This window comes from Rhodanobacter koreensis (assembly GCF_054782855.1).
Genome location: NZ_BAAGRR010000001.1, coordinates 862,179 through 888,852, shown reverse-complemented (window position 1 = coordinate 888,852; position 26,674 = coordinate 862,179). Strand labels below are relative to the sequence as shown.

Genomic DNA, 26,674 nt, shown 5'->3' with positions numbered 1-26,674 from the left:
GTGCGCATGGATGCGCTGATGACGCCATTTCGATACCTGCAGCGCTTCGTGCTGCCGTGGCGTTGTTTGCTGTGCGGCGCCGCCGGATCCGACAGTGTCGACTTGTGTGCCGATTGCGCTGCTGAACTGCCACGCAACCGCAGCTGTTGTGCATGCTGTGCGCTGCCGTTGGCGGTACCGGCGGCGATGTGCGGCGAATGCGTGCGTCGTGCGCCACCCTGGGACACAGCATGGGCGCCGTTCCGCTATGGCTGGCCGCTGGATCGACTGGAATCGCGCTTCAAATTCGGTCGCGATCTGGCCGCCGGCCGCGTGTTGTCGACACTTTGGCGACACGAACCTTGCCCGGTCGATCTGCCGCAACTGCTGCTGACCGTGCCGCTGCACCGCAGTCGGCTGCGCCAGCGTGGCTACAACCAGGCGCTGGAACTCGGTCGCCCGCTGGCGCGCGAACTTGGAGTGGCCCTGCATCACGACGTGCTGCAACGCCTGCATCGCACCGATGCGCAAACCGAACTCGATGCGCCTGGCCGCCGTCGCAACGTGCGTGGTGCGTTTGCGCTGCGCGCAGACATCGAGCTGCCCGCGCATGTGGCGATCCTCGATGATGTGATGACCACCGGTGCCACCTTGGCCGAATGCGCTCGCGTTCTGAAGCGTGCTGGCGTAATGCGGGTGGATGTGTGGGCACTGGCGCGTGCGCCGAGTAAAAGGAGTGGGTAGAAGAAGCCAGAAATGAGAGTGAGTAGAGTCGTCGCGACCTCCGTTTTTACTCGTTTATCACCCTCTCCACTCACTTCTCGTTCGTTGTCACTTCACCGCCAGCGCCAGCACGATACCGATCCATACCGCCAGTCCCAACCAGTTGTTGTGGCGGAACGCCGTGAGGCAGGCATCGCGGGCGCGAGCGCGGATCAGCCACAGCTGGTAGCCGAACAGGCCGACAGCCACGGCGAGACTCAGCCAGTAGGGCCAGCCCAGTGCAGCGCGCTGGCCGACGAACAGCATGGCCAGCACGAAGGTGCCCATCAGCACGCCGAGGATCGGCAGGTCGGCATCGCCGAACAGGATCGCGGTGGACTTGGCGCCGGCCTTGAGGTCGTCGTCGCGGTCGACCATGGCGTATTCGGTGTCATAGACCACCGACCAGATGATGTTGCCGATGAACAGCAGCCAGCCGACCGGCGGCACGCTGTTCGTTACCGCGGCGAACGCCATCGGGATCGACCAGCCGAACGCGGCGCCGAGCACCACCTGCGGCATATAGGTGTAGCGCTTGGTGAATGGGTAGATTGCCGCCAGCGCGGCACCGGCGAACGACAGCTCGATGGTGAGCTTGTTGGTGAACAGCACCAGGACGAACGAGAACACCAGCAGTGCGGAAAACACCAGCAGCGCCTCGCGCGGCGTGACCCGGCCCGAAGCGATCGGCCGCCCCGAGGTGCGTTCGACCTGCGGGTCCAGCTTGCGGTCGGCAAAGTCGTTGATCGCGCAGCCGGCCGCGCGCATCGCGAATACGCCGAGGGTGAAGATGATCAGTGGCTTCCACGGCGGGAAATCACCGGCCGCCAGCCACAGTGCCCACCAGGTCGGCCACAGCAGCAGCAGGGCGCCGATCGGCCGGTCCATCCGGGTCAGTACCAGATAATCCAGCGCTTTCTCGCGCCGGCGTGCCGGCAGCTTCTGCAACAGCCAGTTCAGCACCCTCGTGGCGCGGGTCGAGCTGTCGGCGGGCCGCGCTGGTTTGGCGGCGGGTTTCGCGGGGCCGGGCCGCGATCGTGTCGTCGCTGAAGGCGCGGTACTGCGTCGCTGACGTTTGCGGGTGGGAGAGGCCATGTCCGGAAGTTTAGCCTGAGCCCTTGCCGCGGGTCGCGTGACACATCGCCCGAAATGGAGCGGCCCCATCGTGCGGCAATCATCAGTGCGTCAAGGCCAAGACGCTGTGCCTGCCATTCAGGGCCCCACGCTGAACGTGGCCATCTTCATCGGATGCGGGGCTAAAGTCCGCCACCGGGCTGCCGCTAAAGTGCAAGAGCGATACCGATCCGGGTAGCGCCACACATGCGCCGCGTGGCTACGCTTCCGGTGCTGGAATACCGATGACCGAGTGCGAAGACGCCGCTCATGACCTTGCTTCACCGGGTCATGCTTCTGCCGTGGCGGAGCGTATATCTACAAGCAGCGAATCACCGGCACAAGTGGACCTGCTGGCCCATTCGCGCCTGCTCGATTCGGTAGCGGCATTCACCCATCACCGCGATACCGACGCGCTCGATCGCAGCCTGGTGCTCTCGCTGGCCGAACTGGCATCCGCACGCAGCGTGTCACTGGCCAAATGCGGCATCGACAGGCATCCCCGGGTGGACAGCATCGTGGAGTGCACGCCGGATACACAGGGCAACTACAGGCTGCAGGTACTCGGCGCGGACGAGTCCGATCCCGCCACGGCATTGCTTTCGCGCTGCATGGAACACCAGGAAGCGCATGCGGAAATGCGCGACGGGGTGCAGCGCCTGATCGTGCCGATCCTGTGCGAAGGGCGCGCCATCGGGGCATTGCAACTCGACAGCACCGTTTCGTTGAGCGTCAGCCGGCCATTGACCGACGGTTTCGCCCGTATCTATGCCAACTACACCGCACTGCTCAGCGAGAGCGAACGCGACAAGCTGACCGGCCTGTACAACCGTCGCAATTTCGAGCGTCATCTGCAGCGCCTGCTGCGCCAGCGCGAGCAGATGCTGCATGCTGTGGGGTCCGCCGGGCAGCATGGCGATGCGCCAATGCCGGGTGAGGCGCAAGTATGGCTGGCGATTCTCGATATCGATCAATTCAAGCGCATCAACGACAGTTACGGACACATCTATGGTGACGAGGTGATCCTGTTGCTGGCCCAGCAGATGCGCGCCTGCTTCCGTCAGAGCGATGTGCTGTTCCGCTTCGGCGGCGAAGAGTTCGTGATCCTGTTCAGCGCCATCGACGAGGCCACCGTGCATGCCGTGCTGGAGCGTTTTCGCAAGCACGTCGCCGAACATGTCTTTCCTCAGGTAGGATACATCACGGTCAGCATCGGTTATGCCTGCGTCGGCAGTCATGACTATCCGGCCACCGTGCTCGATCGTGCCGACAAGGCGTTGTACTTCGCCAAGGAAAACGGCCGCAACAGCATTTATGGTTACGAGAGCCTGAATACTCGCGGCATGCTGGGCCAGACGCTGGCGGCAGGTAGTATCGACCTGTTCTGAGTCGGTCGCTCAACCCAGCAGCAGGCGGTACGCCGGATGCTCGCTTTCGTCGACATACGGGTAACCGAGTGCGGCCAGGAAACGTCGGAGCAGCGCCTGCTCGGCGTCGGGCACCTGGATGCCGACCAGGATGCGGCCGTAGTCGGCGCCATGGTTGCGGTAGTGGAACAGGCTGATGTTCCAGTCCGGGTGCAGGTGGCCGAGGAAGCGGGTCAGCGCACCGGGACGCTCGGGGAATTCGAAGCGGTACAGCCGCTCGTCGTGTGCCAGTGGCGAACGCCCACCGATCATGTGGCGCAGGTGCAGCTTGGCCAGTTCGTCGTCGGTGAGGTCGAGCACACGGAATTGCTGCGCATGAAACGCTGCGATCAACGCCTCACGCTCGTCGCGGTTGCCGATCTGCACGCCGACGAAGATATGCGCGGAACGGGCATCGCCGATGCGGTAGTTGAACTCGGTGATGCCATGCTGGCCTAGCGTGGCGCAGAAACGGCGGAAGCTGCCGCGTTCCTCCGGGATCGTCACTGCGAACACCGCCTCGCGCTGCTCGCCGACCTCGGCGCGTTCGGCGACGAAGCGCAGACGGTCGAAATTCATGTTGGCGCCGGAAACGATCGCGACCAGCGCGCCATCGCCAGCGCCGTGGGTGGAGACGTATTGCTTCAGCCCGGCCAGCGCCAGCGCACCGGACGGCTCCGGTACGCTGCGCGTGTCCTGGTAGATGTCGCGGATCGCCGCGCAGATGGCATCGGTATCCACGCGCAGCATCGCATCCACGTGCCGTCGGCACAGCGCGAAGGTCAGCGCACCGACCTGTTTCACTGCGGTGCCGTCGGCAAACAGGCCCACTTCGCCCAGCGCCACCCGCTCGCCGGCTTCCAGCGAGCGGGCCATCGCATCGGCATCGTCGGCCTGCACGCCGATGACTTTCACCTCGGGTCGAAGTGCCTTGATGCACGCAGCCACGCCGGCAAGCAGCCCGCCGCCGCCCACCGGTACGAACACCGCCTGCAACGGGGCTGGATGCTGGTGCAGGATCTCCAGTGCCACCGTGCCCTGGCCGGCGATCACCGCCGGATCGTCGAACGGGTGCACGAAGCTGGCGCCTCGCTCGACCTGCAGTTGCGCCGCCGCGGCCTGCGCATCGCTGTAGGAGTCGCCGCTCAGCACGATCTCCACCATCGCGCCGCCGAAGCGGCGCACCGCGTCCACCTTCACCTGCGGCGCGGTGATCGGCATCACGATGGTGGCATGGATGCCCAGTTTCGCCGCAGCCAGCGCCACGCCTTGGGCGTGGTTGCCGGCGGAGGCGGCGATCACTCCACGTGCGCGTTGCGCCGTATCCAGTTGCACCATGCGGTTGTACGCACCGCGCAGCTTGAACGAGAACACCGGCTGCTGATCCTCACGTTTGAGCAGCACCTGTTGGCCGAGTCGGGCGCTGAGTAGCGGCGCTTGCTCCAGTGCCGATTCCTGTGCGACGTCATAGACACGCGCGGCATGGATCTGTGCCAGCAGGTCGCTGGCCGTTGCTTCATCGGCATCGATCGCCAATGGCGCAGCTGCATTCATGCGGCGAGTGCCGTCGCCGGATGCGCTACCTGCAATACGTCGACCAGCTTGCGCGTTTGCTGCAGGATCTGGGAGATGCCGGCATCGTCGCACTGCAGGCTCAGCGTCAGGCGCGAGACCGCGGGATCATGCGTTGCAGCTACGGTCAACGTGTCGATGTTGTAGCCGCGCGCGGCAAACAGTCCGGCCACACGCACCAGTGCGCCGGCTTCGTTCTGCAACAGGATGGACAACGTGTGGTTCATGGCGGTTCTCTCTCTGTGCGGAAGCTCCGGACTGGGCCGGGCGGCTTTAAAACATGTCTGAGGTTGCGGTTTCACGCACGACCGGCGCACTGCGCGAGGCAATGAACTCGCCGGTGATCATCTGCGCGTAGCTGGCGCCGGGGCCGACCATCGGATACACACCGGCATCCGGATCGATCATCACTTCCAGGAAGGCGGGGCCGTCGAAGGCGAGGAAGGCGGCGATCGTCGCTTCCAGTTCCTCCGTGTGCTCCAGCCGTTGCGCCCAGGCGAAGCCGTCGGCCTGCGCGGCCAGCATGAAGTCCTTCTTGTGCAGGCTCTTGTCGGACGCGGCAAAGCGGCCCTTGAAGTACAGCTTCTGCCACTGCCGCACCATGCCGTCACCGACGTTGTTGAGCAGCACCACCTTGATCGGCAGGTTGTAGGTGGTGACGGTTTCCAGTTCGCCGAGATTCATGCGGATGCTGCCATCGCCGTCGATGTCGATGACCAGCTTGTCGCGATGCGCGAACTGTGCGCCGATCGCTGCCGGCAGGCCGAAACCCATCGTGCCCATCGAGCCGGAAGTGAGCCAATGCCGCGGCGCACGGAAGTCGAAGTACTGCGCTGCCCACATCTGGTGCTGGCCGACGCCGGTGCTGATGATGGCGCGGCCACCGGTGTGCCGGTTGATTGCCTCCAGCACCGCATACGGTTGGATCAGCGTACTGGCATGGTCGTAGTTCATCGCGTGCGCACGCTTCAGTTCAGCGACGTGCGCATGCCAGGCGTCGAGCGACGGCCGCAATCCATGCGCGCGACCATAGGCAGTCAGCCGCTCCAGCGCGCGCACCAGCGGGCCGACGTGATGCCAGTGCACCGATTTCACCTTGCCGATCTCGGCCGGGTCGATGTCGATCTGTGCGATGAACTTCGCCCGCGGCGCGAACTGGTCCGGCACGCCGGCCACGCGGTCGTCGAAGCGCGCACCCAGCGCCAGCACAAAGTCGCAATCCTCCACCGCGTAGTTCGCGTACGCAGTGCCGTGCATGCCGAGCATGTGCAGCGCCAGCGGGTCGGTGGTGTCGAACGCGCCCAGGCCCATGAGGGTGGTGGTCACCGGCAAGCCGAACGCATCGACGAACGCGCGCAGCGCGGTCGACGCTTCCGCTGCGATCACGCCGCCGCCGGCATAGATCAGCGGCCGCTTCGCCTGCATCAGCGCAGCGAACAATGCGGCGCAGTCGGCATCGCTCAGCGCCGACTGTTCCACTGCACGCAATCGAGTGCGATAGCCGGTCAGTGCCAGCTCACCGGTGCCATGAAAGTTCAGCGCGGCGTTCTGCACATCCTTCGGTATGTCCACCACCACCGGGCCGGGTCGACCGCTGCGGGCGAGGGTGAACGCGGTGCGCAGGGTGGCCTCCAGCTGGGTCGCGTCGGTGACCAGGAATACATGCTTGGCGCAGGCGCCCATGATGTTGCTGATCGGCGCCTCCTGGAACGCGTCGCTGCCGATCGCCACGGTGCTGACCTGTCCACAGATCACCACCAGCGGGATCGAGTCGGCCATCGAATCGCGCACCGGCGTGACCATGTTGGTGGCGCCGGGGCCGGAGGTGACCACCGCCACGCCGACCTTGCCGGAGGCGCGCGCATAGCCGGCGGCCATGAAGCCCGCACCCTGTTCGTTGGCCGGTACGATCAATGGCATCGACTCGCTGCCGTCGGCGCGTGGATGCTCGGCGTTGTAACGGAATACCGCGTCGTACACCGGCAGGATCGCGCCGCCGGAATAACCGAACATCACCTCGACGCCTTCGTCGGCGAGTACCTGCACGATCACGTCGGCCCCGCTCATCGCATGGCCGGCAAGCGGATGGTGGCCGGCGATGATCGGAGGTGCGGTGTCGGCTGTCAGCAATGGCATCGTCACAATGGTTCCCTGGATACGCCGGAGGTGCCGGCGGCTTGACGGAGATTCGGGCGGCGGATGTGGCGACCGGGGTCGCGTCCAGCCGATGCCGGAAGCGTCTAGTTGCGGATCAATTCGTCTTCGGTGGCCGATCGTGCCGGCACGCCGTAGGTCGACACGATGCGCAGGTCCTGCGCGAGGGCCGAGAAGTTCTCCCACGCGATGCCGTTGATGTCGGCATCACTGGTGAACCCGCGGGCCTCGTCGTCCTCGAAGCCCACGTGACGCAGCTGACCGGCGCGTTCGGGCTGCCGGTTGATCGAGAAATTGAGCAGATCGGTGCGCCACATCGCGTACGTGCCCGCGACCACCGCTTGCGGTGGCTGGCCGAGTCGGGCGCTGTAGTCGGCGATCGAGGCCTCCAGGTCGGCGACGGCCAGGGCGATATGGAAACGTTTCACGGTTAACCTCCTCGTTCAATGCATGGGATAAGGCTTCCCGCCACGACGGGCGGAAAGCTTGTGGTTGGCTGTCAGCCGACCTTCTTCAGCGGTGCGGCTTCGGTCTTGGCGACAGACGGCTGCAGCCACGGCATCCGCGCGCGCAGCTGCGCGCCGACTTTCTCGATCGGATGGTCGAGGTCGGCCTGCTTCAGTCGCTTGTAGTTCGGCAGCCCGGCGGCGTATTCGGCCGTCCAGTTGCGCGCGAAGGTGCCGTCCTGGATATCGGTGAGGATGTCCTTCATGCGCGCCTTGGTGCCGGCATCGACCACCCGCGGGCCGCTGACATAGTCACCGTACTGCGCGGTCTCGGAGACGAACTGCAGCATCTTGGTCAGGCCGCCCTCGTAGAACAGGTCGACGATCAGCTTCAGCTCGTGCATCACTTCGTAATAGGCGATCTCGGGCTTGTAGCCGGCCTCGACCAAAGTCTCGAAGCCCTTGATCACCAGCTCGCTGGCGCCGCCGCACAGCACGGCCTGCTCGCCGAACAGGTCGGTCTCGGTCTCTTCCTTGAAGTCGGTTTCGATCAGCAGCGCGCGACCGCCGCCAATGCCATCGGCATAACCCTTGGCCTTGGCCTCGGCGTGACCGCTGACATCCTGATGCACGGCGAACAATGCGGGCACGCCGCGGCCACGCTCGTACTCGCTGCGCACCAGCGCGCCAGGACCCTTCGGGGCAACCAGGATCACGTCAATGTCCGCGCGTGGAGTGATCTGCTTGAAGTGCACATTGAAGCCATGTGCAAACAAGAGCGCGGCACCGGGCTTGATGTTCGGCTCGATCGCTTCCTTGTACAGCGTCGGCTGCACCATGTCCGGGGTCAGCACGGCGACCAGGTCGGCGCCACGCACGGCGTTGGCCGGCTCGACCACGGCAAAGCCGTCGGCTTCGGCGCGCTTCCAGGTCGGGCCGCCGGGGCGCAGGCCGACCACGACATCGAGGCCGGAGTCACGCAGGTTCAGCGCATGCGCGCGGCCCTGGCTGCCGTAGCCGAGCACGGCAATGCGGGCGTGGGCGAGGGTGTTCGATGTGTCGTTGGTGCTCATGCGGTGACTCCTTCGGTGGTTTCGGTCTGGATGCGTTTGGGGATGGATACGGCGGTGTTCGGGTGAGTGGTGGCGCCGTCGGAAGCGGAACCGACCAGGCGCGCGTACTTGGCCAGCGCACCCGCGGTGACTTTCGGTTTCGGGACCTGCCATGCGGCGCGGCGGCTGTCGATGTCGGCGCTGGTGCGCAGTTCGCGGCGGCCGGCATCGATGGTGACGGTGTCACCCTCGCGCAACAGGGCGATCGGGCCGCCACGCACCGCTTCCGGTGCGATGTGGCCGACCATGAAGCCGTGGGTGGCGCCGGAGAAGCGGCCATCGGTGATCAGCGCCACATCGTTGCCGAGGCCACGGCCGACCAGCGCCGCGGTGACGCCGAGCATCTCGCGCATGCCGGGGCCGCCGGCCGGGCCTTCGTTGCGGATCACCATGACGTCGCCAGCGCGGATGCGGTCACCCTGCACGGCGGCGAAAGCGTCTTCCTCGCTCTCGAATACACGCGCGGTGCCCTCGAAGTTACCGCTCTTGCCGGCCAGCTTGAGGATGCAGCCCTCGGGCGCGAGATTGCCGTACAGGATCGAATAGCCGCCGCGGGGTTTCAGCGGCTGGCTGACCGGATGCACCACGTCCTGGATTTCCGCGCGCGGCGCGGCGGCGGCTTCGGCGAACAAGTTGCGGCCGGTGACGGTGGGTGCGTCCTCCAGCATGCCGGCGGCGATCAGCTCCTGCGCCACGCGCGCACTGCCGCCGGCGCCGAACAGTTCGACCGCGGTGTAGCGGCCACCCGGCAGCAGGTCGGCAATTACCGGCGTGTGTACCGAAGCGGGTTCGAAGTCCTCCAGCGCCCACTGGACGCCGGCCTCGCGCGCGATCGCCAGCAAGTGAAGTACCGCATTGGTGGAGCCGGCGGTGGCGGCGACCATGCGCGCGGCGTTGCGGAACGAGGTGCGCGTCAACATGTCGCGCGGCGTGCGGTTCTCACGCAAACATTCCATCACCAGCTCACCGCAGCGATAGGCGGCAGCACCCTTGGCCGGGTGGGTGGCGGGGATGTCGTTGTAGCCCATCGGCGACAGGCCCAGCGTGGTCAACACCATCGCCATCGTGTTGGCGGTGAACTGGCCACCGCAGGCGCCGGCACCGGGGCAGGCATCACGCTCGACCGAGCTCAGTTCCTCGTCGTCGATCTTGCCGGCGCCGTGTGCGCCGACCGCCTCGAACACCTGCTGGATGGTGATCGGATGGTTGTCGTGGGTGCCGTGCGCGATGCTGCCGCCGTACAGCGCCACGCCGGGGATGTTCAGGCGCGCCAGCGCCATCGCCGCGGCGGGAATGGTCTTGTCGCAGCCGCACAGCACCACCATCGCGTCGAGGCAGTGGCCATCCACCGCCAGCTCGATCGAGTCGGTGATCACCTCACGGCTGATCAGCGAGGCGCGCATGCCGGGTGTGCCCATCGCGATGCCGTCGGTAACCGCGATCGTGTTGAACTCGATCGGCGTGCCACCGGCGGCGCGGATGCCGGCAGCGGCTTCGACCGCCAGCTCGCGCAGGTTGAGGTTGCATGGGCTCACGTTCGACCAGGTGTGCACCACCGCGACCAGCGGCCGGGCAATCGCCGCATCGTCCAGTCCGGTGGCGCGCAGCATCGCGCGGGCAGGGGCGCGGTCGGGGCCGCTCTTGATCAGGTCACTGCGCATGGGTGTTCCGTTGGTTTGACGAGAAAAAGCGTCCCCTGCGCGCCAGGAAAGCTGGCGAAACGGACAGGGACGTGCGCCTTGGGAACGCACGGAGGGCATCCGGTGCCGGAAGCACGCAGGGGACGGCAGAAAATACGGAGACGTCCGCAGATCGACGGGATACGTCTCCGTTGGGAAAGTGTTGATGAGCGTCGGGCGTCCGCATCAGCCGCATGCGCGTGCTCCACAGAAGAACGCGGCGGCGCTGTCGGCGTGCTTCTCGATCGCCGTCAGCACGGCGTCGCACACCGCGGCGGTGCCGGCGATGCCGCCGATGTCGCGGGTGTGCGGACCATGGCGCAGCACCTGGTCAACGGCCGTCTCGACGGCCACGGCTTCGGCTTCCAGCCCCAGCGAATGGCGCAACAGCAGTGCGGCAGAAAGGATCGCGCCGACCGGATTGGCCACGCCGTGGCCGGCGATGTCCGGGGCCGAACCGTGGATCGGTTCGTACAGGCCGGCCTTGCCCTCGCCCAGCGACGCCGATGGCAGCAGGCCGAGCGAACCGGCCAGCGCGGCCGCCTCGTCGGTGAGGATGTCGCCGAACAGATTTTCGGTGACCACCACGTCGTAGCGGTTCGGCTGGGTCAGCAGCAGCATCGCCATCGAGTCGACCAGCTGGTGTTCCACTTTCACATCGGGATGGTCGGCGGCGATGCGCTGCACCGTGCTGCGCCACAGCCGCGAGGTTTCCAGCACGTTCGCCTTGTCCACCGACGTGACGTGGTGACGACGGCCGCGTGCCAGCTCGAATGCGCGGCGTACCACGCGCTCGACTTCGGCCACGGTGTACTTGCATTCATCGGTGGCGGTATCGGTCGTGCGGGTCTTGGCGCCGAAGTAGGCGCCGCCGGTGAGTTCGCGCACGAACAGCACGTCGACGTTTTCCAGTTTCTCGTTCTTCAGTGGCGACAGATCGGCCAGCGCCGGATGCACCTGCAGCGGGCGCAGGTTCGCGTAGACGCCCAGGGCGGCGCGCAGGGCCAGCAGCCCTTGTTCGGGGCGCACCGGAGCATTCGGGTCGGACCACTTCGGTCCACCGACGGCGCCGAGCAGCACCGCATCGGCGCTCTGACATGCCGTCAGCGATTCGGCTGGCAGCGGCGCACCGGTGGCGTCGATCGCGGCGCCGCCGATCAGCTGCTCGTCGAAGGTGAATACGTGCTCATAACGCGCAGCTACGGTTTTCAATACGGCCACGGCGGCGGCAGTGACCTCGGGGCCGACGCCGTCGCCGGGCAGGGTGACGATGTGAGCTTTCATGTGTTTGCTTCCGCAGTGTGGATGGATGGGAGCAGAGCCTGACCAGGCCTCACGTCATCCCAGCGTTCGCTGGGGCGACGGGCATGGAGATCGCGATTCATGCCGCAGCCTCCACGCGCTGTTCGTACTGACTGACCGCATCGCTTTGTTGCAGCAGGTAGCCGAGCTGGTCGACGCCGTTGAGCAGGCAGTGCCGCGCGAACGGTTCCAGCCGGAACGGAATGCGGCCGCCGTCAGGCAGCGCGATGAACTGCTCGCGCACGTCGATCACCAGTTCGATGCCGGGATGCTTGAGCAGCCAGCGGTGTTCCAGTTCGTCGATGACGATCGCCAGCAGGCCGTTCTTCAACGCGTTGCCGCGGAAGATGTCCGCGATCTCGCTGCACAGCACCGCTTGCACGCCGTAGTCCAGCAGGGCCCACGGTGCGTGCTCACGCGAGGAGCCGCAGCCGAAGTTGCGTCCGGCGACAACGATCGAGCAGCCCTGCGCCTGCGGCTGATTCAACGGGAAATCCGGATTTTCCTTGGCCGGGTTGTCGCTGCCATCGGCCTGGTAGCGCCAGTCGTGGAAGCACAGCTTGCCCAGCCCTTCGCGGGTGGTGGTGGTGAGGAAGCGCGCCGGGATGATGCGGTCGGTGTCGATGTTCTCGTCAGCCAGCACGGCGGTGCGCGAGTGGATGCGGGTGATGGGCTTCATGCGGCTTGCTCCCGGCAGTGATCGGCGGTGGTCAGGTAGTCGCGCGGATCGGCAATGCGGCCAGCCAGTGCCGATGCTGCGGCGGTGGCCGGGCTGGCCAGTACGGTGCGCGCGCCCTTGCCCTGGCGGCCTTCGAAGTTGCGGTTGGAGGTGCTCACCACCAGCTGTCCCGGCTGGGCCAGGTCGCCGTTCATCGCGATGCACATCGAGCAGCCCGGCACACGCCACTCGGCGCCGGCGGCGGTGAACACCTGATGCAGGCCTTCGCGCTCGGCGTCGCGGCGTACCGCTTCGGAGCCCGGCACCACCAGCATGCGCACGCCGTCGGCGACGCGGCGGCCACGCAGCACGCTGGCAGCCTCGCGCAGGTCGGACAGGCGCGAATTGGTGCAGCTGCCGACGAACACCACGTCGACCGGCGTGCCCTGCATCGGCTGGCCGGGCTTGCTCTGCATGTAGTCGAGCGCGCGGTGTTCCTGCGCATTGGTCGCGGCCGGCACCGGCGCATCCATCGCAATCGCCATGCCCGGATGGGTGCCGTAGGTGACGGTGGGTTTCACCGCACTGGCGTCGATGCGCACTTCGCGGTCGTAGGTGGCGCCGTCATCGCTGCGCAGCGCGCGCCACGCCGCCACGGCGACATCCCACGCAGCGCCCTGCGGCGTGCGGGGGCGACCTTTCAGCCACGCGAACGTGGTGTCGTCCGGCGCGATCAGCCCGGCGCGCGCGCCGGCCTCGATCGACATGTTGCAGACGGTCATGCGCTCGTCCATCGACAGCGCTTCGATCGCCGCGCCGCGGTACTCGAGCACGTAGCCGGTGCCGCCATCGACGCCGATGGTGCCGATGATGTGCAGGATCAGGTCCTTCGCACTGATGCCGGCAGGCAATTGGCCATCCACATGAATCGCCATGGTCTTCGGCTTGCGTTGCAGCAGGCACTGCGTCGCCATCACGTGGCCGACTTCGGTGGTGCCGATGCCGAACGCCAGCGCGCCGAACGCGCCGTGGGTGGACGTGTGGCTATCGCCGCAGACGATCGTCATGCCGGGCTGGGTGGCGCCCAGTTCCGGGCCGATCACGTGCACGATACCGCGGTCGGCACTGTCCCAGCCGTGCAGCTCGACGCCGAACTCGCGGCAGTTGGTTTCCAGCTGGGTCACCTGTGCCTGCGCCTCGGCATTCGCATACGGGCGGCTGCCGTCGGCATTCGTCGGCAAGGTCGGGGTGGAGTGATCCAGCGTGGCCAGCATGCGGTCGGGGCGACGCAGCTGCAGGCCACGCTCACGCAGTTCGCTGAACGCCTGCGGTGAGGTAACTTCATGCACCAGATGCAGGTCGACGTAGAGGACGGCCGGCGTGTCGACGGTTTCAGGTACGACGACATGCGCGTCCCAAACTTTCTCAAATAAAGTCTTGCCGCTCATGCAGCCTCCTGTGCAGTGACGTTGGCGTGGATTGGCGTTAGCCATCCCCAGCGATCTTCGGTGCGCCCATCGAACAGGCCGAAGAACGCCTGCTGCAGTTGCTTGGTGATCGGTCCGGGTATGCCCTTGCCGACCGGCTTGCGATCGACCGAACGCACCGGTGTGATCTCGGCGGCAGTGCCGGTCATGAACATTTCGTCGGCGGTGTACAGCGCCTCGCGCGGCAGGTCACGCTCTTCCACCGTGATGCCGAGATCGGCAGCCAGGGTGAGCACGCTGTCGCGGGTGATGCCGGCGAGGATGCCGGCGCTCGACGGCGGCGTGAGCAGCTTGCCGCGCTTGACCAGGAAAAGATTTTCCCCCGCGCCCTCGCTGAGCAGGCCGTTGTGGCCCAGCGCGATGCCTTCGTCGTAACCGCCGCGGCGTGCTTCCAGTCCGATCAACTGACTGTTGAGATAATTGCCACCGGCCTTGGCCCAGCTCGGCAAGGTGTTCGGTGCGGGGCGATGCCACGAGGACACGCAGACGTCGGCGCCTTTTTCCACCGCATCGCCCAGGTACGCGCCCCAGTCCAGTGCCATGATCGCCACCTCGACAGGCGCCCCATTTTTCGGCAGCACGCCCAGGCCACCGGCACCGCGGAACACGATCGGCCGCACATAGGCCGAGCGCATCGCATTGGCGCGGATCAGCTCCACGCAGGCGGCGTTGATCTCGTCCTCGCTGTAACCGATCTCGATCTCGTAGATCGCGGCGGATTCGAACAGCCGGCGCGTGTGCTCGGCCAGCCGGAAATACGCAGGGCCTTGCGGCGTGGCGTACACACGCTCGCCCTCGAACACCGAGGAGCCGTAGTGCAGGGCGTGCGTGCTGACATGGACGCTGGCATCGGCCCAGGGCTTGATGCGGCCGTTGTGCCAGAGGAAGGGCGTGTTGCTCATGAAGGCTCCTCGGGTGATTACAGGTTGGCGACGGCGACCGGTGGTGCGGCCGGTGTCTGTCGTTCGATGCGGTTGACGATGGCCAGCGCGGCCTGCGCGGTGGCCTCGACGATGTCGGTGCTGACGCCGTGGCCGCGCCATTCGCGCGCGGCGTGGCGCGCGGTGAGTTGGGCCTGGCCCTGGGCGTCGCCGCCTTCACTGACGGCGCGCACCTTGAAGTCGGTCAGTTCCAGTGCGTTGCCGGTGGCGCGTTCGATCGCACGCAGCACGGCATCGACCGGGCCGTCGCCGATCGCCGCTTCGCCGGCTTCTCGGCCGTCGTCGTGGCGCAGCTTCACCGAGGCCGAGGCGCTGCCGCCGAGATGCGTGCTGGTATTCAGCTGCACCAGCCGCCATGGACCGGCGGCGTCCGGATCCAGGCCCAGTGCGATCGCCTCCAGATCCTCGTCGTGCACTTCGCGCTTCTTGTCAGCCAGCGCCTTGAAACGTGCGAAGATCACGTCCAGCGCCGCGTCATCCGGCATGTGGCCAAGTGTCTCCAGTCGCTGGCGCAGCGCGGCGCGGCCGGAGTGCTTGCCCAGCACCAGCCGCGTCTCGGCGATGCCGACGTCCTGGGGGCGCATGATTTCGTAGGTACCGCGGTGCTTGAGCATGCCGTGCTGATGGATGCCCGACTCGTGCGCGAACGCGTTGTCGCCCACGATCGCCTTGTTGCGCGGTACCGCCTGCCCGGTCAGCTGGGTCAGCAGGCGCGAGGTGGGATACAGCCGGCGCGTATCGATGCGCGTGCCGACGCCGAAGTGCGGCGCGCGCACCTTCAGCGCCATCACGATCTCCTCCAGCGCGGCGTTGCCGGCGCGCTCGCCGATGCCGTTGATCGTGCATTCCACCTGGCGCGCACCGGCGCTCACCGCGGCCAGGCTGTTCGCCACCGCCATGCCCAGGTCGTCATGGCAATGGCTGGAAAAGATCACCTTGTCGGCATCGCGCACATGCCGGCGCAGGTACGTGAACAGCTCGACGATCTCGGCCGGCGTGGTGTAACCGACGGTGTCCGGCGCATTCAGCGTGGTGGCGCCGGCAGCGACTGCGGCGCTGAACACCTCGGCGAGGAAGTCGGGTTCGGTACGCAGTGCGTCCTCGGCGGAGAACTCCACCTCGTGGCACAGCCCGCGGGCGCGCTCCACCGCCGCCACCGCGGCATCGACCACCTGTGCCTTGCTCATGCCCAGCTTGTGTTCGCGATGCAGCGGACTGGTCGACAGGAACACATGGATGCGCGCATGCCGCGCCTGTTCCAGTGCGCGCGCGGCACTGTCGATGTCGCCGCTCTGGCAGCGTGCCAGCGCGCACACCGTGGTGGTCTTCAGCGTGCGCGCGATTTCGGCGACCGCGGCGAAATCATCCGGCGAGGCCTGCGGGAAACCCGCCTCCAGCACGTCGACGCCGAGCGCTTCGAGTGCTTGTGCGATGCGCAATTTCGTACGCCGGTCCATCGAGAAGCCGGGCGCCTGCTCGCCATCGCGCAGGGTGGTGTCGAAGATGCGTACGCGATCATCGGCAGCTTTGATGCTGCCGGTGGCTGATGCTGTTACGTCTGATTCGGGGTTCATCGCTGGCTCCGCTGATGCGAGCTGAGAGCAACAAAAAACCCCGCGCCGTTGCCGGTGCGGGGTTCTTTGGGAGTCTTCAGGTTACTTTCTAGCTACCTGGACACATGCCCTCAGCCCGCACCTCCGTTGGTAATGAGGAGTACGAGTACGAGAGTAAGAAGGAGCGTGCCGCGAAGCTGCAGCAGACCGGTAACCGTCAGGAGACGGCTGGTTTCGGTGGTGCGGCAATGGCTGTTGCGCTGCGACATGTGATCGACCGTAAGTGATGCCCGCATGGACTGTCAAGCATTTTGTTTATGACGATCGCTTCTAAGCCGTGAATTCGGGTTTGGACGGCTATCCGTCTATATGGATTCATATGAAACTATCTGTCGTCTGGCAATGATTTTGCCCGTGTTGGCAGAGGTTTCCACTCCTTCCAGGTACTCAGGCGGTGGTCTGTCCACGAAGCCACTGGTTCAAGGCAGCATTTTCGGCCACCAGCGGTTCCGCGCTGGCGCTTCGTTGCAGCAAGGCTGCCAGTGCAGCGGGTACAGTGACAGTGTTGCCGGTCAGCGGTTCCACCACGCTCTCGAACTTCGCCGGATGGGCGGTAGCGACCACCGCCCATGGTGCGTGGTCACCTTCGTCACGCAGGCGATCGAGCTGGTGCATCGCGGTGGCGGTGTGCGGGCAAAATATTTCGCCATGTTCGCGCGCATGGCGAATGATGGTCTGGCGGATCGCTGCGTCATCGACGCTATCGGCCCGCAGCAAGCTGCGCAGGCGATCTTCGCCGGGAAACGTCCAGCGCAGCCGCTCGAAGTTGCTGGGTGCACCTACATCCATCGCATTCGCCAAGGTCGCGACCGCTTCGCGTGGCGTGTACGCGGCGCCGGCGAAATAGTCGGGCAGGGTGGCGTTGGCGTTGCAGGCCAGCTGCACGGTGCCGATCGGCAGACCCAGCTCGCGCGCCCACAGGCAGGCCAGCGCATTGCCGAGGTTGCCGGTGGGTACGATGAAGTGCAGCGGCGTGTTGTGTTCCCGCCACCAGCCCAGCGCGGCATGCGCGTAGTAGCTCATCTGCGGCAGCAGCCGTCCGAGGCTGATGCTGTTGGCCGAGGACAGCGGCACGCGGGTCTGCAGCGCGCTGTCGTTCAGCGCGGCCTTGACCATGCGCTGGCAGTCGTCGAAACGACCAGCCACGCGCAGCGCACGGACGTTGTCGCCGAAGCAGCCTAGCTGGTGGGCCTGCCGCGGCGAGACCAGTCCGTCGGGATACAGGATCACCACGCGTATGCCGGGCTGGCGATGGAACGCGGCGGCGACCGCCGCGCCGGTATCGCCGGAGGTGGCGACGAGTATCGTCAGCGGCCGTGCACCGACGCGCGGCAATCGGCGCAGGCAGGCAGCGAGAAAGCGCGCGCCGAAATCCTTGAACGCCGAGGTCGGGCCGTGGAACAGCTCCAGCAGCAGCGTGGCCGGATGTGCGGGCAGCGGGCGCAGCGGCGCGCCGAACGTGAATGCCTCGGCGCAGATCGCCGGCAGTTGCTCAGCCAGTGCATCACCGGCAAAGAACGGTGCCAGCAAGGTGGCTGCAGTGTCGGCCAGCGTGCCGTGCGGATCGAACGCAGCCGGGTCGATCGTCGGCAATGCCTCGGGCACATACAGCCCACCATCGGGCGCCAGTCCGGCGGCGATCGCCTGACCGATCGGCACGGTCGGGCCGGCGTTCCGCGTGCTTTGATAGCGCAACGGTTCGATGCCGCTCACGCGCCGGCCTCGAGCGAGGGAATCAAGGTGGCGGCCGGTCCATCGATCGGCGAGACCCAGGCATCGCTGTCGAGTCCGGCCTCGGCGAATGCAGCCTGCATGGCGCCGGCGGCGGCGGCGGCGTCGGCGCGGTTGACGTACCAGCCGAACACGCTGGGGCCGGCGCCGGAAATGCTGGCGCCGAGTGCGCGATGATCCAGCGCGGCCTGCTTCACCCGCGCGAAGTTCGGGATCAGCGGTGCGCGGCGGGGTTCCACCAGCACGTCCTTCAACCCTTCGCGCACCAGTGCCGCATCACCGCGATAACAGCCGGCCAGCACCAGGGCGAGGTTCGTGCTCTGCGAGACGAACTCGCCCAGTTCGTAGTGACCAGCTAGTGCTGCCCGCGCCTTGCGCGTCTCCAGGACGTAGTGCGGATGCACTAAGGCGCAGTGCCAGTCGGCCGGCACCGGAATGCGCAGCAGGCGCTCGTGGGTGGCCAGCACCAGGCCGCCGAGCAGCATCGAGCCGAGGTTGTCGCCATGTCGGCTGCCGCTGGCCACCGCCTCGCCGTCCAGCGCAAAGCCGTACAGCGACTCGCGCGGCAGCGGCTGTGCCAGCAAGGCGTTGGCGGCCACCAGTGCGGCCACGCAGGACGCGGCCGAGCCGCCCATGCCCGAACCCAGCGCGATGCCCTTGTGCAGCACCAGTTCGAAACCGTGCTGCAGGCCGAGTGCCTTGCGCAACGACAGCAGGGCGGTACCGGCGGTGTTCTGTCGCGGGTCGGTCGGCAGTTCGGTGACACAGCCGCGGATTCCCGCGATGCGCACCACCGGTTCGTCGATGCGGCGCACCTCGGCGCGATCGCCGGCACCGGCCACGCTGTGGCCGAGCAGGTCGAAGCCCACACCGACGTTGCCGACGCTGGCGGGTGCAAAGGCGCAGGCGGCCTGCGGAAGTTTGGGGCGACGCGATGAAGCCATGACGGGTTCCAGCAATGATGAGTTCATGCGCGCACCTCCAGCGATTCGGCGATACGCAGCAGGTCGCTGAACACCCCGGCGGCGGTCACTTCGGGACCCGCGCCGGGACCTTGCACGAGTAACGGATTGTCGCAGTAACGGCGGCTGGTGAACTGCACCACGTTGTCGGTCAGCCGCGTATGCGCGAACGGATGCCTTGCCGGCAGCACGACCAGCTTCACGCGGGCGCGGCCGTGGCGGTCCAGGCTGGCGACATGGCGCAGCACGCCGCCGAGGGCCTGCGCCTCGGCCAGCCGCGCGGACATCGACGCATCCAGCTGGTCCAGCTGCTGCATGCAGGCATCGAGCGGAAGGGCGGCCAGCGCGGATGGCACCAGGCTTTCCACCGCAACCTCCTCCAGCGACAGCGGCCAGCCTGCCTCGCGCGCGAGGATCACCAGCTTGCGTGCCACGTCGAGACCGGACAGGTCGTCGCGTGGATCGGGCTCGGTATAACCCAGCGCATGCGCCTCGCGCACCAGCGCCGAGAACGGCTGCTGCCCATCGTGGCGGTTGCACAGCCAGGCCAGGGTGCCGGAGAACATGCCCTCCACCGCCAGCAGTTCGTCGCCGGTGTCGAGCAGGTCGCGCAAGGTCTGCACCACCGGCAACCCCGCACACACGGTGGCCTCGTAGCGAAAGCGCGTGCCGTCGGCACAGGCGGCGCGGATCGCCTGCCAGCGCTGCAGAGATCCGCTGCCGGCCAGCTTGTTTGGCGTCACCACGTGCAGGCCGGAGGCCAGCCACGCGGCGTAGTGCCCGGTGACCACGTCGCTGGCGCTGCAGTCGATCAGCAGCGCGTGGCGTCCATCGTTGCCGCGCACATGGGCCGCGAATTCGTCGAGGTTGCCCGGTCGCCAGATCTGCGCGCGTTCGCCGAGACGATCACGGCCGGCATGGTTGAGCCCGACCCGGTTGAGTTCGGGATCGTCGCAGTCCAGCCACATCCGTCGGCTGGCGGCGACACCGCACAGCTGCAGTTCCAGCCCGGTCTCGCGCAGCAGCCGTGGCTGCGCGGCGCGCAGTTGCGCAAGCAGGGCACTGCCGACGCGACCGGGACCGATCAGCCCGACCGCCAGCACGCGCCGCCGCGTGGTCGGCGGCGGCAGGCCGGGCGACGAGGGCAGGGCGGCAAGTTGGGGTGCACAGACATTCACGATGACCTCCTGGTGAGGCCCGTGCTCGCTGGCGGATCGGCTTGTGCTGGGAGTGCACCGGCCCGCCTCATCGAGGGCGGGGCCGTTGCGTAGTGAAGAACCTATTCGCGCACGGACACCCACCCCGACCGGGTCGTGGTGGTAATCGTAATCGTGGTGGCGATGGAGCAGGCGTTGACACCCGCCGGCAACGACACATGCCCGGCGGAAACCGGGGCAGGATGCATGCGTGCTGGCGTGGAAAGCGGCGACATGGAATCGACCTTAGAGCGATTGCTGCAGTGCGGTCAACAGGTTCATTTGCAACTTTTGGCTATATGGACGACGGCAGCGATCAATCCGCCACCTGCGCGATGAAGATCACCGACACCGGCTTCCTTGTCTCTGGATGCAACGGCTCGCGCATCTCCAGCAGCTGCAGTCCGCTGTCCGCGAGCAACCTGATCCAGCTTTCCAGCGTGCGGAAATACCACGGCGCCGGATCGCTGAAGTCGGTGCTGAAACCCGTCCACGAACCGTGTCGCCAGCCGTCCCGATAGGGTTCGTCGCCGCAGGCGACGAGCGGATGCAGGGTCTGGATCAGCAGGCTGCCGCCCGGGTTGAGCAGCGAACGGACAGCGCCGAGCAGGCCGGCCACGGACTCGTTGCCGAGCAGCGCGAAATTGCAGACGACCGCGTCGGCCGATGCATCGAGCCTGCCCGCAGCGATGTCCTCGTACGACATCGCACGGAAATCCCCGTTGCCTCCCTGCCGCGCCTGTTCGATCAACGCGGGAATGGCATCGATCCCGATCACCTGGATTCCATGAGCCGTCAGTGCGCGGGCCAGCCAGCCTTCGCCGCAACCGATGTCGAGCACCGACCGCGGCGAGCGGCCGAGCGTGGCATCGACGATGGCCTGGTCGGTGACCAGCCGGCGACTCTCGATCTGCCGTTCGCGCACGGCGATCGTCCACGGCATGGCGTTCGTTTGCCATGAGTCGACGATCTTCGCATCGCTGAGCGGATCGATGCTCATGCCACCTCGTATGGGTCGATGTCTGGATGTGGCGCGCTCAGAAAAGCCGTTTGCGTGAGCTGCCGATCAACGCATGATCCCGGTATGGCCCAGCGAGTAACGGCCGGGTTGTGGCCAGACCGCCAGCCCGTGCGGCTCCATGCCGACCTTGATCGATTTGACCGCGCCCGTGGTGGTGTTGAACGCATAGACAACGTCGTCGAAACGTCCCGACAACCACAGCCATTTGCCATCGGCGCTGACATTGCCCATGTCCGGGCTGCCGCCGCCGGGAATAGGCCAGTTCGCCACCACCTTGCGCGTGGCGAAGTCGATCACCGACACGCTGCCTGGCCCGTGACGCGGCCCGTGAACGCTATTGGAGCCGCGGTTGGCGACGTAGAGCTTGGTGCCATCGCGGCTCGGATACATGCCATGCGTACCGACACCGGTCGGGATGAATCCGATCCTGGTGAAGTTGTCGCCGTCGATCAGATAGACACCATCGGCCATCATGTCGGCCACATAAAACACCTTGCCGTCGGGCGAGACGCGAATGTCCTGCGGCATGCCGTGCTTCTTGAGCTGGATATAGCCCATGACCTTGCGATGGACCATGTCGATCTTGGCAATCGTTCCGTCGAATTCACAGGTGAAGATCGCGTATCTGCCATCGATCGAGAAATCGGCGTGGTTGATGCCCTTGCAGTCGGGCACGGGCAATGACGACTTCAGCGCCATGCTGTGCGCATCACGAAAATCCAGGCGTGCCTTCGCTTCCACCACGACGATGGCTTCCTTGCCGTTCGGTGTGAAGTACATGTTGTACGGGCCGTCGACGGGAATTGCCTTGCCGGGCTTGCCCGTCTTCGGATCGATCGGTGTCAGGCTGCCATCGGTGTGGTGTTCCGCATTGTTGGTCACCCACAGCGTCTTCAGATCCCACGACGGAACCACGTGCTGCGGACTGCGCCCGACGGGAAATTTGCCGACCACCTTGAACGTCGTCGGATCGATGACGTAGACATCGTCCGAGCGCAGGTTGGGGACATAAATTCGCTGCAGGGCACCGGCGACCGCCGGACTGAAGTGATTGACGCCCGCTTCGCTGTACATGTTGCGGGCATCGACCACCGGCGGCATGCCCGGCACGGTGACCACCGGCGGTGCGGCTGAAGCGATGCAGGCGATGCCCGAACCTGCCAATACGGCACCCGCGAAGCATGCGCGTCGCAACGAACGATTGAAAAACATGGAAAGCGACCTCTGATCGAATAGCGCTGTAGTGTAGATCAAGCCAGATTCACGAGACGGCATCAGCGCCCTGCCGTGTCTTTCCGGATGGCATCGACCGTGCGTGAAACGATGGCGTCGATGCCCAGCTGGCCCAGCGCCGCAGTCGAGCGTCGCGGATCGCCACCGTAGACGCCGTCTGCAGGGCCGAGTTTCGGGCCCTTCCGCAGTCGATCCGACCGGATCATTTGCGGGGCGACGGCAAGCTGCAGAGAGGTATCCGCCAGTCCGGCATGCGTGCCGATCTCGTCATCGCGGAAGCCATGCTGGCGCAGGATCTGTGCGTAGCCGTCCGAGCTGGCGTCGTAGTACTCCGGCGGCACGAAGGCGCGCGCCTTGGTGGCCGCCCATGTCTTGTTGAGATGAGCCACCACCAGCTTGATGTCCTTCTGGTAGCCGCCGTGGTCGCCCAGGAACACGATGTTGGTGAAGCCATGCACCGCAAAACTGTTTGCCGCGGACTCCAGCATCTTCTCGAACACGTCGTCCGGGATGGTGATGGTGCCGGGAAAGCGCATGTGCGAGGTCGGCGGAGCGTAGCCGCCTTCGGGCACATACGCGATCACCGGCGCCACGAGGGCGTTGCCGAGTTCTTCCGCGATCTTCCGTGACAGCCATTGCGCGCGCGCGTTGTGTTTGCCCACCGCGATGTCGGGACCGCTCTGCTCGGTGCCGCCGATCGGAATGATGATGGTGGTGGTGCCTGCCCGGACCTGATCGCGGATTTCGGTCCAGGTGAGATCCTGCAGCTGCACGGTCTTCGGAGTCTGCGCATGGGAGAGCTGCGTGGCGATCAGCAGGATCGCCGCCGCGAGGGTTTGCCACAATGGATGACGCATGATGAAAAGTCCTTGCAGGTGCCAGGGCCCGCGCTTGCGTGCAGACGCCGGCAGCGCGCGCAGTGTGACCGGGGATGGGACAGGGTACCTGCATCCGTCGACGCCATTCGAACTGCCGGCTGACTGGAGGCGAGCCGTGTCCGCATGCCGTGGGCCGGCCATGCCTGCCGCGCCGCGTCGTGACCGCATGGGCCGGGGCAGATAGCCTGCCATTCCAAGCCGATTTCTTGACGACGACTTCCCGCGGGACACGAACGATGGCCGACTCGGTGGACTATGTCGTTGTGGGCGCCGGCCCGGCCGGCTGCGCGGTGGCCGCGCGACTGGCCGCGGCCCGGCCCGACCTGACTGTCGCCATCGTCGAGACCGGGCCGGAGCGCACGCCGCTGCGCTCGAAAGTGCCGCTGGGTATCGCCGCCCTGGTGGGCCTGAAAGGCTCGGCGAACTATGCCTACACCACGACCCCACAGGCGGGGCTGCAGGGACGCCAGGGTTTCCAGCCGCGCGGGCGCGGCGTCGGCGGCTCCAGCCTGATCAACGCCATGATCTACATGCGCGGCCAGCCGCAGGATTACGACGGCTGGGAGGCATTGGGCTGCCACGGTTGGGGCTGGAACGATGTGCTGCCGTATTTCAAACGCGGCGAGGACAACGCGCGCGGCGCCTCGGCGCTGCACGGCGTCGGTGGTCCGTTGCGGGTCGAGGATCTGCGCGAGCGCAATCCGGCGACGCAGGCCCTGATCGAGGCCACCGTGCAGGCGGGCTTCCCGCGCAATGACGATTTCAACGGCGCGGTGCAGGAGGGCATCGGCGCGTACCAGGTCTTCCAGAAAGCCGGCCGCCGCTTCCACGCCGCCGAAGCCTATCTCGGTGCGGCCGGTGCGCGACCGGCCAACCTGCAGGTGATCGCCAACGCCCAGGTCCGGCGTATCCGTTTCGATAGCAGGCGCGCCACCGGCGTGGTCTATCGCAAGGGCGGTGCCGAGCATTCGCTGAGCGCACGTTGCGAGGTCATCCTGTCAGCCGGTGCATTCGGCTCGCCGCAATTGTTGATGGCCTCGGGCGTGGGTCCGGCCGAACACCTGCGCGAGCACGGCATCGATGTCGTGGCGGATCGCGCACAGGTCGGGCAGAACCTGCAGGACCATGTCGACTACACCTTGAACGTGCGAGCCAAGGCGCCAGGCCTGTTCGGCATCACCTTGCCGGTGCTGTATCAGGGCATGATGAGCATGCGCGCATGGAGTCGCGACGGGCGCGGCATGCTGACCACGAACGTGGCCGAGGCCGGCGGCTTCCTCAAGAGCGATCCCTCGCTCGACCGGCCGGATCTGCAACTGCACTTCTGTATCGGCATCGTCGACGACCACAACCGCAAACTGCACCTGGGCTCGGGCTATGCGATCCACGTCTGCGTATTGCGCCCGCACAGCCGCGGCCAGGTTCGCCTGTCCAGTGCCGACATCAGCGATGCACCGCTGATCGATCCGAATTTCCTCGGCGACCCGCGCGACCTCGATACCCTGGTCGCCGGCGCCAGGATCAGCCAGCGCATCATGGCCGCACCCGTGCTGGCCGGCTGGAACGGGCGCACGCTCTACGGCACGGGACATGATGACGACGAAACCCTGCGCCAGCTGATCCGTGCCCACGCCGACACGATCTATCACCCGGTAGGCACTTGCCGCATGGGCGACGACGCGCAGTCCGTGGTCGATCCCGAATTGCGCGTGCGCGGCATCGAGCGCCTGCGCGTGGTCGATGCCTCGATCATGCCGCGCGTGATCAGCGGCAATACGCAGGCGCCTTGCGCGATGATCGGGGAGAAGGCTGCCGACATGATTCAAGAAAAGAGACTGGCGAACGGATGATTTAATTTCCTCCGTCCCATTTTGCCTCGTTTTGCCTGCCCGGCCCCCGATGGCGTCCTGGGTGCCTCTACCAAGCGGGGCCGTCGGGAGCCTTGCGATGGCGACACGACACTGCGATCTTGTTTACACTTCAGACCAAAGAGATAAATTTCCACTTTCTGTTACGCAATATACAGAAGTAGGTATATTGTTCGAGTTATTTAATTCATCTTCCAAAGATACTTTCCATAGCCATTCACCCTCATCCAGGTCATCGGGTCGTATGCACATATTCATGGTTACATTTTCTTCAACGGTTATTAACAAATTAAAGTTTTCATCTACGCGTACCGAAGTAATTTCGCGTCCAATTAGCGCATAGATTTCAGACAAAAATTTCGCGCGCTCCTTAAAAAAATTGCCATCGAAGTGTTCTGTGTCATTTTTTTGATTGGTACCACCAGAGACATACGCACCACAACCGAAAATTAATTGAATTGCAATTAGGCGGCCATCCAAAGGATCATCCTTAAGAAAGCGCATCTGAAGCTGGGTGCTGTGCACATTAAACTCATCCAGAGCAGCTCCGTCTAGCATTTGAATCAAAATAAAGTTAGTTTTTTCTTTATCTAGTTGCACAATCATATATCTCGACTAAATGTTATTGGCCATCAAGCGGAATATGTGCTTGATCTCGCTGCTGCGCCTTACTCATATCATTTCCGAAGTTTTTACCTGTATTCGGATCAACCAATTGTTTTGGATTACCCGTGCGGTTGGTGACGGCCCGGGGGCTATTATTTGCGTTTCCGTCCATAACGCGAACATCCATTTTCTTGTCTGAAATCGTATGAATTGTTCCCTGTTCTGTGCCTTGTGGATTTGATATTGGCTCGCCGGGATGCCCAGCGTCTGTAAGAGCCTGTCTAGCAGACGACGGCGTATTGCCTACATTTATCCCCCCAACACTTTTACTTTCGCTGGACGAATCCGACAACACCCTGTTAAGAGTTGCAGCACCTTTCACTACAGCGACCACATCGCCCACACCCGAAGCTACCAACATCGCCGTAACGCCAGGCACACCAACTGCGCTGCCTATCTTGTCGGCTTGTGCCGGGTTAGCAGCGGCCCACTTTCCATAGGACTGCACCATCTGATCGCAAGTGACGCCGTCAGCACAACGTCCATCCGGATCGATGTGATTGATCGGGTTGTTATTGGTGTAGTCGTATCGGTTGAAGTTGAACGAGTTACCAGCCGTAGGCTGAACCGGATCTACGCTAAGGAATCTTCCTGTGCTGGGATCGTAGTAGCGCGCCTGCATATAGACGAGCCCGGTGTCCGGGTCGTTTACGTGACCCGTATAACCAGGTCCATTTGGCGGTGTGCCCAAGGCTTGGCTGCCATACGGCGCGTAGTCGTAGGTCGCCGTGATATTGCCATGGGCATCGGCTTCGGCCAAAGGGGTGCCCTGCGGGTCGGTATAGACGTAGGTCACCGTGCCGGATTGCGCGTGCGCGATGCCACATAGCAATACCAAAGGCAGGACTGATCGCCAGAATCCCTTCCTCATAAATGCTCCCCCAGTCAACGTCGT

22 protein-coding genes and 1 pseudogene are annotated in these 26,674 nt (G+C 65.4%); 3 read left to right on the top strand and 20 right to left on the bottom strand.

The genetic code is table 11. The annotated features are described in order from the left end of the window. The first annotated feature begins 18 nt into the window (after positions 1 to 18). Complete coding sequence (locus ACYVKM_RS03770; protein WP_460875879.1) at positions 19 to 723, top strand: ComF family protein; 705 nt, start codon at positions 19 to 21, stop codon at positions 721 to 723. Positions 724 to 810: 87 nt separating this feature from the next. Here ACYVKM_RS03770 and ubiA read toward each other — a convergent pair whose 3' ends face one another. After that, positions 811 to 1,704 (bottom strand): 4-hydroxybenzoate octaprenyltransferase, encoded by an 894-nt coding sequence (ubiA, locus tag ACYVKM_RS03765; RefSeq protein ID WP_460876520.1) that lies wholly within the window; start codon positions 1,702 to 1,704, stop codon positions 811 to 813. 395 nt (positions 1,705 to 2,099) lie between these two features. Between ubiA and ACYVKM_RS03760 the strand changes: the two genes are divergently transcribed. Then, on the top strand, positions 2,100 to 3,242 hold the full coding sequence (locus ACYVKM_RS03760) for a GGDEF domain-containing protein (RefSeq protein WP_460875878.1): 1,143 nt from the start codon (positions 2,100 to 2,102) through the stop codon (positions 3,240 to 3,242). A 9-nt stretch (positions 3,243 to 3,251) separates the two neighbouring features. Here ACYVKM_RS03760 and ilvA read toward each other — a convergent pair whose 3' ends face one another. From ilvA to ACYVKM_RS03675, 17 genes and pseudogenes are all read right to left on the bottom strand, one after another. Next, on the bottom strand, positions 3,252 to 4,814 hold the full coding sequence (ilvA, locus tag ACYVKM_RS03755) for a threonine ammonia-lyase, biosynthetic (protein WP_460875877.1): 1,563 nt from the start codon (positions 4,812 to 4,814) through the stop codon (positions 3,252 to 3,254). Next, positions 4,811 to 5,059, bottom strand: coding sequence for an acetolactate synthase small subunit (gene ilvN / locus ACYVKM_RS03750; RefSeq protein ID WP_460875875.1), 249 nt, complete (start codon positions 5,057 to 5,059; stop codon positions 4,811 to 4,813). Before ilvN ends, ilvA begins: the two co-directional genes overlap by 4 nt. A gap of 46 nt (positions 5,060 to 5,105) precedes the next feature. Then, complete coding sequence (gene ilvB, locus ACYVKM_RS03745; RefSeq protein WP_460875874.1) at positions 5,106 to 6,968, bottom strand: biosynthetic-type acetolactate synthase large subunit; 1,863 nt, start codon at positions 6,966 to 6,968, stop codon at positions 5,106 to 5,108. Between the two features lie 104 nt (positions 6,969 to 7,072). Beyond that, positions 7,073 to 7,414 carry a VOC family protein gene (locus ACYVKM_RS03740; protein ID WP_460875872.1) on the bottom strand — a complete coding sequence of 114 codons (342 nt, stop codon included), beginning with the start codon at positions 7,412 to 7,414 and terminating at the stop codon, positions 7,073 to 7,075. Between the two features lie 71 nt (positions 7,415 to 7,485). Further along, positions 7,486 to 8,505, bottom strand: coding sequence for a ketol-acid reductoisomerase (ilvC, locus tag ACYVKM_RS03735; RefSeq protein WP_460875870.1), 1,020 nt, complete (start codon positions 8,503 to 8,505; stop codon positions 7,486 to 7,488). Further along, complete coding sequence (ilvD, locus tag ACYVKM_RS03730) at positions 8,502 to 10,205, bottom strand: dihydroxy-acid dehydratase (protein ID WP_460875868.1); 1,704 nt, start codon at positions 10,203 to 10,205, stop codon at positions 8,502 to 8,504. The genes ilvC and ilvD overlap by 4 nt, the downstream gene beginning before the upstream one ends. Positions 10,206 to 10,409: 204 nt before the next feature. Then, positions 10,410 to 11,507, bottom strand: a complete 1,098-nt coding sequence (gene leuB, locus ACYVKM_RS03725; RefSeq protein WP_460875867.1) for a 3-isopropylmalate dehydrogenase — start codon at positions 11,505 to 11,507, stop codon at positions 10,410 to 10,412. A 97-nt stretch (positions 11,508 to 11,604) separates the two neighbouring features. Continuing rightward, positions 11,605 to 12,204, bottom strand: coding sequence for a 3-isopropylmalate dehydratase small subunit (leuD, locus tag ACYVKM_RS03720; protein WP_460875865.1), 600 nt, complete (start codon positions 12,202 to 12,204; stop codon positions 11,605 to 11,607). Beyond that, positions 12,201 to 13,631 (bottom strand): 3-isopropylmalate dehydratase large subunit, encoded by a 1,431-nt coding sequence (leuC, locus tag ACYVKM_RS03715; protein ID WP_460875863.1) that lies wholly within the window; start codon positions 13,629 to 13,631, stop codon positions 12,201 to 12,203. Before leuC ends, leuD begins: the two co-directional genes overlap by 4 nt. Beyond that, positions 13,628 to 14,572: a branched-chain amino acid transaminase gene (locus ACYVKM_RS03710; RefSeq protein WP_460875861.1), complete on the bottom strand. Its 945-nt coding sequence runs from the start codon at positions 14,570 to 14,572 to the stop codon at positions 13,628 to 13,630. Before ACYVKM_RS03710 ends, leuC begins: the two co-directional genes overlap by 4 nt. A 17-nt stretch (positions 14,573 to 14,589) precedes the next feature. Continuing rightward, complete coding sequence (locus ACYVKM_RS03705) at positions 14,590 to 16,185, bottom strand: 2-isopropylmalate synthase (RefSeq protein ID WP_460875859.1); 1,596 nt, start codon at positions 16,183 to 16,185, stop codon at positions 14,590 to 14,592. Between the two features lie 426 nt (positions 16,186 to 16,611). Further along, entirely contained in the window at positions 16,612 to 17,919 is a 1,308-nt protein-coding gene (gene thrC / locus ACYVKM_RS03700; protein WP_460876518.1) for a threonine synthase, read from the bottom strand. A gap of 14 nt (positions 17,920 to 17,933) precedes the next feature. Continuing rightward, a complete protein-coding gene (locus tag ACYVKM_RS03695) occupies positions 17,934 to 18,926 on the bottom strand; it encodes a homoserine kinase (RefSeq protein ID WP_460875858.1) in 993 nt (330 codons plus the stop codon). After that, a pseudogene (locus ACYVKM_RS03690) lies at positions 18,923 to 19,978 on the bottom strand (homoserine dehydrogenase family protein); the annotation flags it as partial. The pseudogene ACYVKM_RS03690 and the gene ACYVKM_RS03695, both read right to left, overlap by 4 nt. 451 nt (positions 19,979 to 20,429) lie before the next feature. Next, entirely contained in the window at positions 20,430 to 21,113 is a 684-nt protein-coding gene (locus ACYVKM_RS03685; RefSeq protein ID WP_460875857.1) for a class I SAM-dependent methyltransferase, read from the bottom strand. 66 nt (positions 21,114 to 21,179) lie between these two features. Next, the gene (locus ACYVKM_RS03680; RefSeq protein WP_460875855.1) at positions 21,180 to 22,346 is read right to left on the bottom strand and encodes a YncE family protein; all 1,167 of its coding nucleotides are present in this window, start codon (positions 22,344 to 22,346) and stop codon (positions 21,180 to 21,182) included. Positions 22,347 to 22,408: 62 nt separating this feature from the next. After that, on the bottom strand, positions 22,409 to 23,224 hold the full coding sequence (locus ACYVKM_RS03675) for a creatininase family protein (RefSeq protein ID WP_460875853.1): 816 nt from the start codon (positions 23,222 to 23,224) through the stop codon (positions 22,409 to 22,411). A gap of 257 nt (positions 23,225 to 23,481) precedes the next feature. Between ACYVKM_RS03675 and ACYVKM_RS03670 the strand changes: the two genes are divergently transcribed. Beyond that, complete coding sequence (locus ACYVKM_RS03670) at positions 23,482 to 25,095, top strand: GMC family oxidoreductase (protein ID WP_460875852.1); 1,614 nt, start codon at positions 23,482 to 23,484, stop codon at positions 25,093 to 25,095. Positions 25,096 to 25,218: 123 nt separating this feature from the next. On the opposite strand, the gene ACYVKM_RS03665 is transcribed toward ACYVKM_RS03670, so the two are convergent. Together ACYVKM_RS03665 and ACYVKM_RS03660 are read right to left on the bottom strand one after the other, a co-directional pair. Further along, entirely contained in the window at positions 25,219 to 25,719 is a 501-nt protein-coding gene (locus ACYVKM_RS03665) for a hypothetical protein (RefSeq protein ID WP_460875851.1), read from the bottom strand. A 16-nt stretch (positions 25,720 to 25,735) separates the two neighbouring features. Further along, the gene (locus ACYVKM_RS03660) at positions 25,736 to 26,650 is read right to left on the bottom strand and encodes an RHS repeat-associated core domain-containing protein (RefSeq protein WP_460875849.1); all 915 of its coding nucleotides are present in this window, start codon (positions 26,648 to 26,650) and stop codon (positions 25,736 to 25,738) included. Between the last annotated feature and the right edge of the window lie 24 nt (positions 26,651 to 26,674).

What these genes read in the sequence shown, in the direction of transcription:
- ACYVKM_RS03770 (WP_460875879.1), top strand. Translation starts at nt 19, where the DNA reads ATGACGCCATTTCGATACCTGCAGCGCTTCGTGCTGCCGTGGCGTTGT.
- ACYVKM_RS03760 (WP_460875878.1), top strand. Translation starts at nt 2,100, where the DNA reads ATGACCGAGTGCGAAGACGCCGCTCATGACCTTGCTTCACCGGGTCAT.
- ilvA (WP_460875877.1), bottom strand. Translation starts at nt 4,814, where the DNA reads ATGAATGCAGCTGCGCCATTGGCGATCGATGCCGATGAAGCAACGGCC.
- ilvN (WP_460875875.1), bottom strand. Translation starts at nt 5,059, where the DNA reads ATGAACCACACGTTGTCCATCCTGTTGCAGAACGAAGCCGGCGCACTG.
- ilvB (WP_460875874.1), bottom strand. Translation starts at nt 6,968, where the DNA reads ATGCCATTGCTGACAGCCGACACCGCACCTCCGATCATCGCCGGCCAC.
- ilvC (WP_460875870.1), bottom strand. Translation starts at nt 8,505, where the DNA reads ATGAGCACCAACGACACATCGAACACCCTCGCCCACGCCCGCATTGCC.
- ilvD (WP_460875868.1), bottom strand. Translation starts at nt 10,205, where the DNA reads ATGCGCAGTGACCTGATCAAGAGCGGCCCCGACCGCGCCCCTGCCCGC.
- leuB (WP_460875867.1), bottom strand. Translation starts at nt 11,507, where the DNA reads ATGAAAGCTCACATCGTCACCCTGCCCGGCGACGGCGTCGGCCCCGAG.
- leuD (WP_460875865.1), bottom strand. Translation starts at nt 12,204, where the DNA reads ATGAAGCCCATCACCCGCATCCACTCGCGCACCGCCGTGCTGGCTGAC.
- leuC (WP_460875863.1), bottom strand. Translation starts at nt 13,631, where the DNA reads ATGAGCGGCAAGACTTTATTTGAGAAAGTTTGGGACGCGCATGTCGTC.
- ACYVKM_RS03710 (WP_460875861.1), bottom strand. Translation starts at nt 14,572, where the DNA reads ATGAGCAACACGCCCTTCCTCTGGCACAACGGCCGCATCAAGCCCTGG.
- ACYVKM_RS03705 (WP_460875859.1), bottom strand. Translation starts at nt 16,185, where the DNA reads ATGAACCCCGAATCAGACGTAACAGCATCAGCCACCGGCAGCATCAAA.
- ACYVKM_RS03695 (WP_460875858.1), bottom strand. Translation starts at nt 18,926, where the DNA reads ATGAACTCATCATTGCTGGAACCCGTCATGGCTTCATCGCGTCGCCCC.
- ACYVKM_RS03685 (WP_460875857.1), bottom strand. Translation starts at nt 21,113, where the DNA reads ATGAGCATCGATCCGCTCAGCGATGCGAAGATCGTCGACTCATGGCAA.
- ACYVKM_RS03680 (WP_460875855.1), bottom strand. Translation starts at nt 22,346, where the DNA reads ATGTTTTTCAATCGTTCGTTGCGACGCGCATGCTTCGCGGGTGCCGTA.
- ACYVKM_RS03675 (WP_460875853.1), bottom strand. Translation starts at nt 23,224, where the DNA reads ATGCGTCATCCATTGTGGCAAACCCTCGCGGCGGCGATCCTGCTGATC.
- ACYVKM_RS03670 (WP_460875852.1), top strand. Translation starts at nt 23,482, where the DNA reads ATGGCCGACTCGGTGGACTATGTCGTTGTGGGCGCCGGCCCGGCCGGC.
- ACYVKM_RS03665 (WP_460875851.1), bottom strand. Translation starts at nt 25,719, where the DNA reads ATGATTGTGCAACTAGATAAAGAAAAAACTAACTTTATTTTGATTCAA.
- ACYVKM_RS03660 (WP_460875849.1), bottom strand. Translation starts at nt 26,650, where the DNA reads ATGAGGAAGGGATTCTGGCGATCAGTCCTGCCTTTGGTATTGCTATGT.